Origin of the sequence: Rahnella sp. PD4 (assembly GCF_049199325.1) — a bacterium.
In the GTDB taxonomy this organism is placed as follows: Bacteria; Pseudomonadota; Gammaproteobacteria; order Enterobacterales; family Enterobacteriaceae; genus Rahnella; species Rahnella perminowiae.
Genome location: NZ_JBLZQF010000004.1, coordinates 233,504 through 248,858 on the forward strand (window position 1 = coordinate 233,504; position 15,355 = coordinate 248,858).

The window sequence follows — 15,355 nt, forward strand, 5'->3', positions numbered from 1 at the left end:
TTTAAAGTGAAAATCATAATACGTATTGGAGTGAAAGCGTTTCCTGGTCGTCAAATTCCAGCGTAATCCCGTCTTCCTCATCCCAGCCCAGTGCCAGCGCGGTGATGCACTGTTGCCCGGCTATGCGTTGCAGTAATTGCTGGCTGAGCACCGGCAGGACCTGCTGATTAAGCAGGCTGTCGATGTTGCGCGCACCGGTATCAGGCAGCAGGCAGGCACCGACCAGCGTGTCGTACAGGCTTTCTTCGATGGTACAGCGCAGGCCGTAATATTTGCTCAGACGTCTGGCGACTTGCGCCAGTTTCATCTCGACGATAGTGCGCATGGCCGCAGCGTTCAGCGGTTTATAAATCAGCGTCTGGAAGCGGGCGAGCAGCGCGGGCTGGAAATGATCGCGCAGGATCGGGCGCAGCAATTCCTGCAAATCGCTGTCGGTCGCTTCCGGCTGTTCATCCAGGAGTTGCATCAGGTGGTCGCTGCCGAGGTTGGCGGTCATCAGGATCACGGTGTTACGGAAGTCGATTTCGCGTCCTTCACCGTCGCGCATAAAACCACGGTCGAACACCTGATAGAACAGATTGATGACGTCACGGTGCGCTTTTTCCACTTCATCGAGCAGGACGACGCTGTAAGGACGTTTGCGTACGGCTTCCGTCAAAATGCCACCCTGCCCGTAACCGACGTAGCCCGGAGGTGAGCCTTTTAGCTGGGAAACGGTATGTGCTTCCTGATATTCACTGAGGTTGATGGTGATCAGCGATTTTTCGCCGCCGAACAGGCAGTCGGCAAGCGAGAGAGCTGTTTCTGTTTTACCTACGCCGCTCGGGCCGACCAGCAGGAATACGCCCAGCGGGCCGTCCTCAGACGTCAGGCCGGTTTTGGCGGCACGCAGACGTTGTGCCATGCCGGCCAGCGCATGATCCTGGCCTACGACGCGCTTATTGAGATTTTTTTCCAGCTGCAGCAAATCGGTTTGTTCGTCTTTCAGCAGGCTGGTCAGCGGTACGCCGGTCCAGTCTGCAATCACTGTCGCAACGGTACGCACATCAACATCCGGCGATAGCAGCGGGATGTTGCACTGTAAATCAGTGAGTTGCTTTTGCAGGCTGGCAATTTCTTCCTGACGGCTGATGTCCTGACGGGTCTCCAGCAGTTGCTGTGTGAGGTCCTTTTCCGCGTGGTACTGAGCGGTCAGTATATTAAGTTGTTCGTCTAAGCTGTCGGTCTGTTGTTCAATTTGTTCCAGACGTTCACCGTGGGTTTTACTGCCCAGTACGATGTCTTCCAGCAATGCCTGTTCTTCCATTTCCAGCGCGGTGATCTGTGCCTTCAGGCGGGTCAGGTCTTCCGGCAGGGTATCCAGGCTCATGCGCACCCGGGCGGAGGCGGTGTCGAGCAGATCGACGGCTTTGTCGGGTAACTGGCGGCCGGTGATGTAGCGGCGGGATAGACTGACGGCGGCTTTCACCGCGTCGTCAGTAATATGGACACCATGATGTTGGGCGTAACGGGATTTCAGACCGCGCAGCATCAGGCATGCCATCTCGTCATCCGGTTCATCGACTTTGACTATCTGGAAGCGGCGCTCAAGAGCCGCATCACGCTCAAAATACTGCTTATATTCAGACCATGTGGTAGCGGCAATGGTACGCAGTTCGCCGCGGGCGAGGGCAGGTTTAAGCAGATTAGCGGCATCCGCACCACCGGCCTGATTACCTGCTCCGATAATGGTGTGCGCTTCATCGATAAACAACAGTACCGGCGACGGCGACTGTTGCACGGCATTGATGACGTTTTTCAGGCGCTGCTCAAACTCGCCTTTCACACCGGCTCCCGCCTGCAACAGACCCAAATCCAGCGTACGCAGACAGACGGTTTTGAGGCTCTCCGGCACATTGCCTTCCGCAATGCGTAGGGCCAGGCCTTCGACCAGTGCGGTTTTCCCTACGCCCGGTTCGCCGACCAGAATCGGATTGTTTTTACGGCGGCGGGACAGAATATCCACCATCTGACGAATTTCATTGTCGCGACCAAATACCGGGTCAATCTGACCGGCTTTGGCTTTTGCGGTGACATCCAGCGTAAATTTATCCAGTGCGGCCTGCAGCGCTTCGCTTAATGACTGACCACGCATACCCGCATCATGTTGCGAAATAGCAGCATGATCGGAGAGCGATGACGGCGTACGGTTCAGGCTTTCCTGCTGCTGTAGCGCCGGGCGCTCTTCGGACAAAGTATCCAGCACCGGTTTCAGGCGACGGATATGTTCTTCGCTCAGGCTGAACAGCGGCCATAATCCTTCACAACGCAGCAGGCGCGGCTGCGCCATCAGTGCCTCCAGCAGATGTACACTGCGGATGTTCTCATTGTCATCTTGTAGTGATGCAGCCAGCCAGCCCGCTTTCATCAGCATTTGCAGATCCGGAGAAAGTTGCGGGCGGGAATGTACAGAGCGTGGCAGCGCATCGAGATGTGCCAGCAGGCTTTGCCACAAGGCGTCCATATCCCACTCGTAGCGGCGGGCCAGTACGGTAATGTCACCTTCGCCCAGTTCCAGCAATTTGAGCAGCCAGTGCTCGACAGTGATTTCGCTGTGGGCTCGGGTCTGGCAGAGCGTTGCGGCACCCTCCAGCGCTTTGGCACAATATGGGTTTAAGCGGCGAAGTAATACGGCTGACTGATGTTCCATGCTGAGTTCCTTTTTTGGGTACGCTACCGCCCTTAGCCATTTCCGTTGCAGGAAACCCAGGCCCATAAGGTCGATGTCCGTTTCTGTTTTTGTTTGCTTCATCCTCAGGCAGCGGTTCAGCAAACAAAAACAGCAGACGGTGAGCCGTCTGCTGTAGGGTCTTACGCGGTAGTACGTTCGTTCCACGAATCGGAATGAATGATGTTGCCGTCTTTGTAGGTCCAGGTGATTTTTTCGTAACGCAGCTCAATAGCTTCGAGGTGGTTGTGTTTCTCTTTAGCCGGATCTTTTATGTCGTGCATTTTTGGCGCGACTTTCACCAGCTTGACGTTTTCCAGTTTGGTGTTGAAATACTCAACTTCCTGCCCTGCGTCGTTGATGCGATACCATTTGAACTCAGCAGATTTCAGGGTCTGACCGGTGGTCACGGCTTTGTACAGGTAGGGGCTGGAGGAATCGATTTCTTTGGTAAACAGGAACGGGGTGTGAATACGGGTACCTGTCAGTTTGCCGGTGTTGTTATCGGTCGGGATATACAGGTTGTGATCCTGTGCAACGACTTCGATGCTGCCTTCGCGATCTCTTACGTCTACGGAACCTTTAATGTCCGCACCGCCATCATCTTTCAGCCACAGATAAACAGGAATTGCCATGGGTAGTTCTCCTTTCAAGGTTAAGCATTCATCAATCATTTGATGAATGTGGGGTTGCTGTTGCCTGACAGGCATCTGCCTGTGGCACCAGACTGATTTCGACACGGCGATTAGCCGCACGGCCTTCCGGGGTGTCGTTTGTTGCAATCGGGCGGGTTGCACCGTAGCCCTGTACGGCAAAACAACTTTCCAGAATGTCGCCGGTCTCTCGCATCCAGTTGCGTACTGACTCTGCACGCCGGTACGAGAGGAGTTGGTTGGATTTTTCATCCCCCGTAATATCGGTATGACCCGCTACCACGATCAGCCAACCCGGCTTAGCTTTGATTCCAACCAGCGCGTTGATCAACACTTTGGTGGAACCCGTTTTGAGCTCAGATTTACCCACGTCAAATAGCGACAGGGAATCTAACAGGATAGTTTTCGGTCCCTGCACAATTTGCGTAAGTACTTGCGGTAGTGGCGGAGGTGGTGACCAGCTATTAATCGCGGCTTCAAGCGGCGCAATCAGCCGCATACCCTGATATAAACCCACTGACATGCGCATCGGCGCTCCGCTGCGTATCCATTCATCCAGCAAACTGGCGTCAGCACGGAGTTGCTGCTGTGCAACTGTTTTAGGTGATGGAGGAGTGCCACTGAGGCGGTTATACAGGGCAAGGTGATCGCCCACGCTTTGTACCAGACGCTGGTTATTAACAAACGATGCGAGAAGCGCAAACAGGAGGAAAACACCACACAGCAAACCTGCTAACTGCCAGACCTGCATAAGACGAGAGACGCCATGACGGCGTGGCAGATAAGGCAATAACACTTCCGGCAATGGCAGACATTCCTTCACCTCGTGAACGTGAGGTGTGAGTGTGGTAATGCCACCTATATTACCCTGCCACAGATTGTCCGGGCTACCGGTGACGAGGGTAAAACAAGCTCCCCAGACGCAGGGGATCAGGGCAGGGACATCGCCTTGTCGCTGAGTGAGGATGTTGCCTACGTGAGTTTCAAGCCACGGCAACAGGCTCTCCATCCAGAAGACAGCGCTTAACTTTTCCTGGCTGTTTCGTGCATCTGATCGCTGGCTCCATTCCACAAGTGATATAACACCGGCGCCGGCTTCCTGGACCTGAACATCTTTAAAGTCAGGCGTGATGGTGAACCAGCGTTCAGTTTCAGTGGCGGATGCCGAGGGAGGCGAGAGCCATGTGCTGACCCAAACGGGAGGAACTCCTGCCAGCCAGCTTTTACATTGCACAATAGCCCGGTGCCAGACATGTAGCCTCTGTGTTAAATCATCCTTTTCCTGATGTTGTTCAGGCAAAATGGCAAGCAACACAGAAACCTGAGCAATAAGCGCCGGACGCTCCGCTGCCAGATGTTTCGCCAGTAACGGCAGATCTTCCGGCAATGCGACCGGCAGATACCACCCCTGACGCGTTTCACGGAAAGGGATGGATACGGAGAACAGCGGCATACTGTCGCCACAAACCAGCACTACAGCGCCTTGAAAACCTTCAGGCGGGAGAATGGCATCTGCGATTTTTACTTGAGCAATTTCATCGCGGTTGTACCCGCGCCACTGAAAATAACCCATGGTGAGGCTGATGATCGACACAAGCATGCTTAGTGCAATACGGCTGACGATGCCAAGCGGCCAAAAACCCAGAATGAGCCACAGGGACAAACAGGCAGCTAAAGGCAGCAATATTAACTGTGTTAATCCGCGCATCCGTCAGTGGTTCCCTGTCAGTTTAGAAACCATGTGCGTCAGCTGTGTGTTTAATACAAACCAGAGTGCAATCAGTATCACGATGCCCGCGACCCATGAGAACCAGTAGGTTTTGCGCCCTGAACGAAGGCGTAGTGAACGCGAAACGATCGGCGTTTCTTGTGCCGAGGCAAAAGGCGGTACTAACTGACTCAGTTTGCGCACAACGTCTTCCCTGCGCTCATCTCCTTGGTCCCGATAACGGCCAGCGAAGCCGAGCATCAGCGCCCGGTAAAAACAGGTTAGCACCGCGATATCCGGTGCTGGTTCCTGGAGTACCTTACGGATGCGTTCCCAAAACTCTTCCCCCGCATTGAACGTATTGAAATAACGTGCCTGCAACGGGTCTTTAATCCACTTCGTGTGGCCGCTGTCCTTTTTCTGACGATTGAGAATACTTTCATCAAGTAAAGCACACTGGGTATACAGCATATGGTCACAGCTGGTTTCGCTAAAACCGGCAGCTGACAGCGTCTCGTGCGCAGTGTCAATCCATTCACAGGCACGACGATAGAGGGCCTCTCCGTCATTAATTTCCTGCCCGTTACGCAACTGGCTGACCATTAGCCAGCAGGGATAAAATACTTCATCAATGAAAGACGTATTTTTTTTGCTCATGAGCGCAGCACCGCAAACAGTTCGAGTTTGATTTCGCCCAGCGAGCCGGGGGTATAAAAGGCACAGTTGCCCGAGTCCAGCATGGTCCGTGCAGCCGGGCTGTTCAGATCCAGGGCAAAATACTGGTTCTCTAGACGCAGCGGGATAGCCGCCGGGACGTGAGACAGCGCCTTCATTACCACTCCGTTCAGCGCCACATTGACTACGTCAGAAACATCCTCAAAGCTGCCTGCTTTACAAAGCAGGGGGAACTGGGTTTGCAACAGGTGGTTAGGAATGGAGGAGCGTACGGAAAGGTAGAAATCTGCACCGTCTCGCAGACGGGCATCGTGCAAGGAACCAGTCCAGAACTGAGCTTCATGTGTCAGCTCAATCGCGACCATACGGGATGGCAAGCTGGCTTCGAGCAAGGCATCCAGCAGGCTGAATAGCGGAGGGAAAACTTTCTCCGGCACATCATGCTGATACATAGGAATATCTTCAGCTTTATGCTCGAGAGAAAACGTTAGCAGACTGCCCGCCAGTCGCACCAGTTCACGATAGAACAGTTCGGGATGGCGGTCCGGAGACTGATAAAGCTCCATCAGAACCGGTTCCGCGCTGTTAAACGCATTCAGCAACCAGAATAAGGACACATCAGCCACTGCAAAGTCAGCCATCCGTTCATTGCTTTCACGGCGCATTTCCATCAGACGGCGACGGCGGGTCTGCAGGCGATGGATCAAATCACCCAGTTCGGTCAACACTGTCGGACTGGAAGATAACGAAAGCATCGGCGGGATGAAATTCGCATCCTGCATCCACTGACCCTGCGCATTACGTACAAGACGTACGACAGGGCAGGTCAGATATGCACTGTTTTCCTGATACGCAAAACGCAGCGTGATCGCATGACGCTGGATCGCCAGTTCTGTCCGTTCATGCCCTGATAATTCTTGCACCGTCACCCATTCCTGCTGCCAGCGACGCGGCCGCTCACTGTCCTGACCATCATCAAGATTGCCGCCGTTGGCAGAAAGCAGCGGTAACGCCAGCACCACCTCTACCTGATCACGGTCAGCAATTGCTGACAAATCACACGCAGGGGGGAGATTATCAGCCAGTTCAGTATCCACCAGCGTGCCGTCGGGAAAGCGAACCGCCAGACGAAGGGCATTCAGGCGAGACAGCGCCAACGAGCCAGTGTCGAAAGTCGCTTCAATAACACCCCAGGGATGGGCCAGTGTCATATGCGCAACAGTATCGGCGACAAAAGCTTCCCAGCGGGCTTGTTGCTGGAACTGTTGCGGGGCCAGAAAGGCCCCGTCACTCCATAACGGACGATAAATTTTCATCGTTTCTCCGTTTATGCCTTAGCCTTTGGCATCTGAGAAACCAATGACAGGTTCACGTCCATACCTTCCACCTGGAAGTGCGGTACGGCGTAGAGTTTCACGCGGAAGAAGCCCGGGTTGTCCTCGATATCTTCTACGGTCACTTTGGCATCACGCAGCGGGTGAGAAGCCTGCAGATCGTCGCCCGGATCGGTCATTTCAGTCACCAGTGTGCGGACCCAGGTATTCAGCTCCAGTTCCAGCAGACGGCGGTCTTTGGTGGTACCGATATTTTCGCGTTGAATCAGTTTCAGATAGTGCGCAATGCGGGACAGCAGGAAGATATACGGCAGACGGGCATTGATGCGGCTGTTTGCCGTGGCATCCGCAGTGTCATAGAGCGCCGGTTTTTGTGCCGAATTGGCAGAGAAGAAGCAGGAATAATCGCGGTTTTTATAGTAGGACAGCGGGATAAAGCCCAGATTAGCAAATTCAAACTCGCGTGTTTCCGGGATCATTACTTCAGACGGAATTTTCACCTGATTGCCGGTGCCCAGATCGTACAGGTGGATCGGCAGATCAGTCACTGCACCGCCTGCCTGTGGACCACGGATTTGTACACACCAGCCGTTTTTAATGAAGCTTTTCACCATATTGGCGGCAAACGCGAATGCCGCGTTGGTCCAGAGATATTTCTCATGGTCCGGGCCTTTCACTTCTTCAACATAGTTGAAACTGCGTACCGGTACGGTATCCGGACCATAAGGCAGGCGACCCAGCACGCGCGGCATGGTCAGACCGATATAGCGGGAATCATCGGAATCACGGAAGGATTTCCACTTGATGTATTCCGCCCGGTCAAAATAGTTGCCGATATCTTTAATTGCGGCGACTTCTTCCATGGAATCTTTCAGGAAGAATTTAGGGCCGACTGCGCCCACGAACGGCATATGCGCCGCCGCAGAGACTTTAGAAATATTACGCAGCAATGCGACATCTTGAGCTGACGCGTCAAACTCGTAATTGGAAATCACAGAACCGATAGGCTCGCCGCCCGGAGTGTCATATTCCTGAATGTAGGCATGGCGATACAGGCCGCTCTGAATGATTTCAGGGCAATCTTCGAAATCCTGACGCAGGTCGTCTTTGGAAACGTCCAGCAGTTCAATTTTGACGTTTTGGCGGAAATCGGTACGGTCCACCAGGAATTTCAGCCCACGCCAGCCGGATTCAATCTGCTGGAATTCCGGATGATGCATGACCACGTCTAACTGACGACTGATCTGGCTGTCGAGTTCGGCGATGTGATGGTCGAGCAGGGTTTTGTCCAGGCGTTCAACATTCTGGCCGGACAGCTTGAGGCGTTCCAAAAATACCTGTACAGCGGCTGTGACACGCTGATCGGCGGTAACATCGGCCAGTGCAGACGTGTCCTGAAAATCGTTCAGGTCACCCAGTGACGACACAGGTGTCAGGTTAATTTTGTCAAACAGGGAAGCGTATACAGTGCCCGCTTCAGGGCGATCCAGAACGGTTGTCTGGCTGGAAGAAGAATTTTCAGTATTGACTGACATAAGCATTATCTCGCATTAATCCATTAAGTGGAGGCAATTACGCCTTTGGTGCCAGGGCATTCAGCTCACTGCGCAGCTCGTTGCTCAGCGCAGGATCTTTGAGAATGGTTTCGAGCTCTTTTCGGAAGGTGGCGTTGTCAAGCAGATTGGATTTGAGGTCACGTAATAAATTACGCATTGCCAGCATCGCGCGCAGTTGGGGGATCTGGCGGGCCACTTGTTCCGGTTCGAAATCTTTCATTTCGTTGAAATTGAGAGAGATATTTTCTTCGCCGTGGTCATCTGCCAGCGTATTTTCTACGGTCAGGTTCAGTGAGGGGCTGAATTCAGCCAATACGCTGTTAAAGTTATTCTTATTAATGTTAACTTTTTCGCGCTCAGATAACGGACGGTTCTCTTTTCCGTTACTGTAATCACCCATTACCATTAATTTTAACGGTAATTCGACTTTCTTCTGCGCGCCACCCGTGTGTAAATCCAGCTTTATGTTAACGCGTGCTTTCGGAATTTCATTCTGGAAACTATTAGACATGCTTATCCCTTACTTATAGAGTGATAAACGCTGCCAATGATTCTTAAAATATAATGTTGGCAACCCTGCCAAAACTGCATCCTTTTCCGAAAACAGATCGGAATAAATCAGGGCCACAAGCGATCAAAATATCCATGAGAAACATTTCGCAGTGTGTTTTGAATTTTTATGAAAAAGTTAAATCGCAGATAAATACCTGTGGCGATATTTTAGATAAATAATGCACAGCATTGACATGCAAATGGTGTAACTGAATGTTTCTGCTATCAAGGCGTGACATTGATGCTAATACCTTTTTATATATACAAAATTCCCCCGCATTACCGTGCAGCCCTTGCAGGGTGAGGGTTGCACTAAGTCAAATTTTATATAATTTTTGGGTTGCTGAGAAAAGTGACAAAAAAATAAATAAGCTAATTTTTTAAAATATTTATCTAAAATGCCAAAGCTTAAATGAGCATCATATTTAATCTATAGGAATAACGTTATAAAAACTCTAAAAATATTCGCTCAAATAATGTTTGAGGTGCTATTTATAAAAATTCTTGTGGAAAATACTTCATTTTCCATTTGAAAATCTCTTGTACGAATGGTAACAGGGATTGAGTGCGTCACCTCTAATCAGTGCTATATATTATTTAAAATAACTGAAATAAATGATTTTTAAGAAAGCCGCTGATTATTTTGAGATGTTTTGGCGGCAGGAAAAGCCTTTTAAGCACGTCCGGAAATTTCTACTATGATCGATCATCTTGCCAATAATTGCAGATAGGGCGCGGGAAATATTAAACATTTGGGCAGAAATGCCGATAAACAGACTCCTGCTTCGTTTTGAGAATCTCCCGATGTCGCTTAAAAAGTCGTCCTTGCTCGTTCTTGTGGTTCTTTTCGCCCTCTTTTTCACCAGTATATTGTCGAATGTTTGGCTGCTCACCCAGAGTAACCATTCACTGGATGATGTGAACAAGGAGATCCGTGTAGTGCTTTCTATTATTGACCCCATTAACCACAGCCGGACCTCACGCGTTCGCGTAATGGAATATATGAAAGAAATTGAAAATGGCGACGGCCAGCAGTCAAACTCTGCTCTGGACGGGGTCACTGAAGTTATCGGTAAAGCCGATGCGGCCTTTCAGGCGTATCTTGACGCACCAAAATTGTCTGGTGAAAGCAGGCTTGCCGATGAATACCGCAGCACTTACCAAAATTATCGCCAGAATGGTATCCAGCCATTAATTGATGCGGCTAAGGCCGGTGATCAGGTAGCGTTTAAAGCCCACATCCCGGCTGTAGTGAAACTCGATCGTCAGTATGAAATCGTACTGGATAAAGTATTGGCCCTGCATGAACAGTACGCCAAAAATCTTAACAGCGATGCACAAAGTCATTTCAAATTTGGTATCGGGCTGACGATCGGTTTTGGTTTACTATTTCTGATCATCATTATCAGTGTACTGGTGTTACTGAAGCGTTTTGTTTTGATGCCACTGCTAAGTTCCCGCGATCACTGCCGTCAGATTGCCGAAGGTCATCTCGATACGCCGGTACCTGTCAAAGCACAATCCCGCAGTGAAATTGAAGAACTGATGCAGTCGATAGAGTATATGCGTCAGTCACTGACCCGGATTATCGGACAGGTCCGTGACACCAGCCATACCGTGGCGCATGCATCCCAGGAAATCTCTGCAGGTAATATTGATCTGGCTTCCCGTACGGAACAACAGGCCGCCGCACTGACACAAACAGCCGCAAGCATGGAAGAACTTGGCGCGACGGTAAAACAAAATACCGAAAATGTCTCCCGTGCAAGCAGTCTGACACGTGAAGCGGTTCAAAATGCACGTGCGGGCGAGAAAGTTGCCCAGGACGTAATTGGTACGATGGGGCGTATTAACAGCAGCTCGAAAAAAATCGAAGATATCACCGGGGTGATCAACAGTATTGCTTTCCAGACGAATATTCTGGCGCTTAATGCCGCAGTTGAAGCAGCGCGTGCGGGTGAGCAGGGCCGCGGATTTGCCGTGGTGGCCAGCGAAGTGCGCAGCCTGGCACAGCGCAGTGCCGTGGCAGCAAAAGAAATCGAAAGCCTGATTTCTGAATCAGTGGTAAATATCCGTGAAGGCTCGGATCAGGTCTCACGTACCGGTGACTCCATCTCTGCGATCATTTCCTCTGTCACTCAGATTAATGTATTGATGGAACATATTTCGACAGCTTCAGATGAACAAAGCCGTGGCATCAGCCAGATTGAACAGGCGGTGACAGAAATCGATGGCGTGACACAACAAAATGCGGCCCTGGTTCAGGAATCAGCGGCAGCAGCGGCCTCGCTGGAAGAACAGGTTCTTCATCTGACCCGCTCAGTCGCCACATTCAGACTGGCAACGGTGTAGCCCTACCGTTGTAATGACATAAGTGATTAAGATAAAGGCGGTGATTAGCCGCCTGTATTTGATCACACGGGGAGTGCGGACTTTATGCGCCCTTTTTGTAGGTTTTATGAACAACGCAGATCTTTATATGTTCACCATAAATCCCTTCACAGACTCATTATTTTTCTTTATTCATCATCTTAATGACTCCAGACTTAATAGGTCTGGAGTCACAAACCTTTTGCCTGCGATCCTCAGACTTGATATAACTCCGGCCTGTGATTTTTAAGGTGCTTTAGTGCAGATGAGTAAGATTAAATCCGTGGCTTCAGTTGAAAGAGATTTTGCTGCTGAAAATGTCGGCCAGCATGTTTTGGCTTATCTGCAAAATGTAAAAATGACACCGCTTGCAAAACTGGATGATTTTGATGAAGAGGGCAATGCGACGGTCAGACAGGTGATTAATGTTTGGATCCGGCTTTCGCTGATCCTGACGCGACGTCGGCCAGAAATTGCGGTTTCATCCCTCATGAAACACGTACTGCCGGTGATCGGTGAAGTACCTTTGAATAAAATCACCCGTTTACGACTGAATCGTTTGTTTAATGTCTTGTTGGCGGACGGGAAAATTTCGGAAGCAAAGCGTGTATTCGCCCTCTGTAAGCAATTTTTTGGCTGGGCTGAAACGCAGGGATATCTGGTTCATTCACCGCTAAGTTCCATGAAACGGCGTGATGTTGGCGGCCGCAATACCCCGCCACGTGAGCGGACGTTAACCGATGCCGAAATCTGGATTTTCTGGCATAGTCTGGATTTATGTGACATTTCTGAACAATGTCGCTGGGCATTGAGGTTTTGCCTGCTGACAGCACGGCGGCCAGATGAAGTGGTGCGTGCCAGGAAAGACGAGTTCCATTTGCAAATTGGTATCTGGCGGCAGGGTACGCGCAATAAATCGGCTCGTGACCATAGTCTGCCGCTGACGACATTAATGATCACCTGCATCAATGCTCTTTTGTCGTCCAGTCCGGAAGGCAGTCCCTGGCTGGTGCCATCGCCGCTTGATGCGCAAAAGCCCTTATCACGCGGCGCAGTGACACAGGTGATACGCCGTCTGTTGCGCGCGGAACGTGGCCTGGGAATAGAAGCTTTTACCACCCGTGATTTGCGCCGGACGGCGCGTTCCAAATTATCGTCCCTGAATGTCCCGAACGATGTTGCGCGTAAAATCATGAATCATTCACTGGAGGGTATCGACCGTGTTTATGACACGCACGATTATCTGCCACAGATGAAGCAGGCGCTGGAAGCATTTTCTGACAATATTCAGGGCATCATTGACGCACCCGATTACTATAATTTACGGCATAATTTTGAGGGCGAATCACTGCATGTTTGTGAAAGTTCGCTGCTGTTTATGGAGAGATAGCAAGCGTCGGCCCGATTTAAAGGTTATGTTGATAGCTGACGATGAAGAATATAAACCGGTAAGAACCAGGCCGGGATAAGCCAGAGATGTGACCTGCTACAATTGGTATTGACTTGGCAACCCAAGAAGACAGAGGACTAAGAATGCTTTCCAAACAAAACAAGGCTATCGGGCTGCCAGAACCGACGCAGACTATTTTATTGAGCACCGGTACAGCGGAAGAAAAACGGCAGGAAATACGTGAATATTTTCTTCGCACCTGGGAGTTGTACGAGAGCCTGTTTGATTGCCTCGCTGATGAGCGAGCATATTTCAGTAAGGCTATTTCGCTTCGTCATCCGCTGATCTTTTATTTTGGTCATACCGCGACTTTCTATATCAATAAATTGATGGCTGCCGGGCTGATCCCTCAACGTATTGACTCCCATATCGAAGCTATGCTCGCGATTGGCGTAGATGAAATGAGTTGGGATGATCTTGATGATCAAAACTACAACTGGCCATCGGTCGCCAATTTGCGCCAATATCGCGACAAAGTACGGGAAGAAGTGCTCGGTATAATTGACACTATGGCGCTGAGTTTACCCATCGGCTGGGACAGTCCTGCCTGGGTGATCCTGATGGGTATCGAACATGAACGTATTCATCTTGAAACGTCCAGCGTACTGATCCGTCAGTTACCGGTGCAATGGGTTAAGCCTCAACCTCACTGGCCCGTGTGCGAAATCGCCCGCCATGACCGCAACACTGTACCCGTGAATACAATGCTGGCCGTTAAAGGTGACATTGTCACTTTGGGTAAGCGTGATGATACCTACGGATGGGATAACGAATACGGCACATCTGAACAGAAGATTCAGGCATTTAGGGCCAGTCGGATGCTGGTCAGTAACGCGGAATTTTATACCTTTGTACAGGCCGGTGGCTATGGCGATGCACAGTGGTGGGACGAAGAAGGGGCAGGCTGGCGAAATTTCACACGGGCGGAAATGCCCACTTTTTGGGTGGGTTCGCCTCTTGAACCGGAGCAACTGAAATTACGTCTGATGACGGAAGAAGTGCCGATGCCGTGGGACTGGCCGGCGGAAGTAAATCAACTCGAAGCCGCGGCATTTTGTCGCTGGAAAGCTGTCCAAACCGGCGAATCAGTTCAGTTACCGAGCGAAGCTGAATGGATGATTCTGCGCAATCAGGTGGAAGGCGATCAGCCCGGGTGGAAAACAGCGCCAGGAAATATTAATCTCGCAGGGTGGGCATCATCCTGTCCGGTGGATCATTTTGCTCAGGGTGATTTTTATGATGTGGTAGGCAATGTCTGGCAATGGTCGTCCACGCCGATCAGTGGTTTTGATGGTTTCCGTGTACACCCTTTATATGATGATTTTTCGACGCCAACATTCGATGGTAAACATTCCATGATCAAAGGCGGAAGCTGGATTTCAACCGGCAATGAGGCGCTGAAATCTTCACGTTATGCTTTCCGTCGTCACTTTTTCCAGCATGCTGGTTTCCGCTATGTCATTTCCAGCCATCAGGAAGTGGTGAAAGTAAATCCGTACGAAACTGACGGACTGGTGGCACAGTACCTTGATTTTCAATATGGTCCGCGTCATTTTGATGTAATGAATTATGCTGAGCAACTGGCTGATATTGCGGTTAAAAATACTGTTAACCATGGCAGGGCGTTAGATATAGGGTGTGCTACGGGTCGTGCGAGTTTCGAACTGGCGCGTTATTTCGACTCTGTGGTCGGGATGGATTATTCAGCACGTTTTATTGATGTTGCTCTGTCACTGGCACGTGGTGAAACCCGTCGGTATGTCATGCCGGAGGAGGGCGAACTGGTGGAATATTGTCAGGCTTCGCTCGCCGATGTGAATCTGTCAGCAGAGCTTACGCAGCGGGTGACTTTTGTACAGGGTGATGCCTGTAACCTGAAGCCACAGACGGAGTTATACGATCTCGTTTTGGCTGCTAATTTGCTTGATCGTTTGCGTGAGCCAGCACGTTTTCTGACCGGTATTACACCGATGATCCGTTCTGGTGGTCTGCTCATGCTTTCTTCACCTTATACCTGGCTTGAAGAGTTCACCCCGAAAGAGCACTGGCTGGGCGGGTTCCGCGAAAATGGTGAAGCCGTTACGACCCATCAGGCACTGAAACGTTTACTGGCGCGCGAGTTTGAAGAGGTTCGGACACCAACAGATGTTCCGTTTGTGATCCGTGAAACGGCAAGGAAATTCCAGCATACTGTGGCGGAACTGACGCTGTGGCGTAAGCGGTAAATAGGAATTTCTGCAAACGATTAACGGTCGCTCCGGCGGCCGTTTTTTTTATCTTCTGATTGCGTGTGAAGACGCTTTTTTCTGCCTGAATGCGATAAACACTGAGGTTTAAGTTATCGTTGTTT

10 protein-coding genes are annotated in these 15,355 nt (G+C 50.7%); 3 read left to right on the plus strand and 7 right to left on the minus strand.

Features of this window, described 5'->3' with window-relative positions:
- Nucleotides 1-13 precede the first annotated feature (13 nt).
- The 7 genes from tssH to tssB all read right to left on the minus strand — a co-directional run bounded on the left by tssH (nt 14) and on the right by tssB (nt 9,144).
- Nucleotides 14-2,689 (minus strand): type VI secretion system ATPase TssH, encoded by a 2,676-nt coding sequence (gene tssH / locus ACOZIO_RS12880; RefSeq protein ID WP_421595360.1) that lies wholly within the window; start codon nt 2,687-2,689, stop codon nt 14-16.
- Between the two features lie 161 nt (nt 2,690-2,850).
- Complete coding sequence (gene hcp, locus ACOZIO_RS12885) at nt 2,851-3,342, minus strand: type VI secretion system effector Hcp (protein ID WP_129953524.1); 492 nt, start codon at nt 3,340-3,342, stop codon at nt 2,851-2,853.
- 31 nt (nt 3,343-3,373) lie between these two features.
- Nucleotides 3,374-5,068, minus strand: a complete 1,695-nt coding sequence (locus ACOZIO_RS12890) for an OmpA family protein (RefSeq protein WP_421595361.1) — start codon at nt 5,066-5,068, stop codon at nt 3,374-3,376.
- Between the two features lie 3 nt (nt 5,069-5,071).
- Nucleotides 5,072-5,725: a type VI secretion system protein TssL, short form gene (gene tssL, locus ACOZIO_RS12895; protein WP_217138919.1), complete on the minus strand. Its 654-nt coding sequence runs from the start codon at nt 5,723-5,725 to the stop codon at nt 5,072-5,074.
- Nucleotides 5,722-7,059 (minus strand): type VI secretion system baseplate subunit TssK, encoded by a 1,338-nt coding sequence (gene tssK, locus ACOZIO_RS12900; protein ID WP_421595362.1) that lies wholly within the window; start codon nt 7,057-7,059, stop codon nt 5,722-5,724. Before tssK ends, tssL begins: the two co-directional genes overlap by 4 nt.
- Nucleotides 7,060-7,070: 11 nt before the next feature.
- A complete protein-coding gene (gene tssC, locus ACOZIO_RS12905) occupies nt 7,071-8,618 on the minus strand; it encodes a type VI secretion system contractile sheath large subunit (protein WP_129953528.1) in 1,548 nt (515 codons plus the stop codon).
- 31 nt (nt 8,619-8,649) lie between these two features.
- Entirely contained in the window at nt 8,650-9,144 is a 495-nt protein-coding gene (tssB, locus tag ACOZIO_RS12910; RefSeq protein WP_129953529.1) for a type VI secretion system contractile sheath small subunit, read from the minus strand.
- Nucleotides 9,145-9,989: 845 nt separating this feature from the next.
- On the opposite strand from tssB, the gene ACOZIO_RS12915 reads away from it, so the two are divergent.
- The 3 genes from ACOZIO_RS12915 (at nt 9,990) to ovoA (ending at nt 15,230) form a co-directional block, all read left to right on the plus strand.
- Nucleotides 9,990-11,537 (plus strand): methyl-accepting chemotaxis protein, encoded by a 1,548-nt coding sequence (locus ACOZIO_RS12915; protein WP_421595363.1) that lies wholly within the window; start codon nt 9,990-9,992, stop codon nt 11,535-11,537.
- Between the two features lie 283 nt (nt 11,538-11,820).
- Complete coding sequence (locus ACOZIO_RS12920; protein ID WP_129991026.1) at nt 11,821-12,945, plus strand: tyrosine-type recombinase/integrase; 1,125 nt, start codon at nt 11,821-11,823, stop codon at nt 12,943-12,945.
- Nucleotides 12,946-13,088: 143 nt separating this feature from the next.
- Nucleotides 13,089-15,230, plus strand: coding sequence for a 5-histidylcysteine sulfoxide synthase (gene ovoA / locus ACOZIO_RS12925; RefSeq protein ID WP_129953532.1), 2,142 nt, complete (start codon nt 13,089-13,091; stop codon nt 15,228-15,230).
- Nucleotides 15,231-15,355 lie beyond the last annotated feature (125 nt).

Coding starts and splice junctions, on each gene's coding strand:
- tssC (WP_129953528.1), bottom strand. CDS start 8,618: ATGCTTATGTCAGTCAATACTGAAAATTCTTCTTCCAGCCAGACAACC.
- tssL (WP_217138919.1), bottom strand. CDS start 5,725: ATGAGCAAAAAAAATACGTCTTTCATTGATGAAGTATTTTATCCCTGC.
- ACOZIO_RS12920 (WP_129991026.1), top strand. CDS start 11,821: ATGAGTAAGATTAAATCCGTGGCTTCAGTTGAAAGAGATTTTGCTGCT.
- ovoA (WP_129953532.1), top strand. CDS start 13,089: ATGCTTTCCAAACAAAACAAGGCTATCGGGCTGCCAGAACCGACGCAG.
- ACOZIO_RS12890 (WP_421595361.1), bottom strand. CDS start 5,068: ATGCGCGGATTAACACAGTTAATATTGCTGCCTTTAGCTGCCTGTTTG.
- ACOZIO_RS12915 (WP_421595363.1), top strand. CDS start 9,990: ATGTCGCTTAAAAAGTCGTCCTTGCTCGTTCTTGTGGTTCTTTTCGCC.
- hcp (WP_129953524.1), bottom strand. CDS start 3,342: ATGGCAATTCCTGTTTATCTGTGGCTGAAAGATGATGGCGGTGCGGAC.
- tssB (WP_129953529.1), bottom strand. CDS start 9,144: ATGTCTAATAGTTTCCAGAATGAAATTCCGAAAGCACGCGTTAACATA.
- tssH (WP_421595360.1), bottom strand. CDS start 2,689: ATGGAACATCAGTCAGCCGTATTACTTCGCCGCTTAAACCCATATTGT.
- tssK (WP_421595362.1), bottom strand. CDS start 7,059: ATGAAAATTTATCGTCCGTTATGGAGTGACGGGGCCTTTCTGGCCCCG.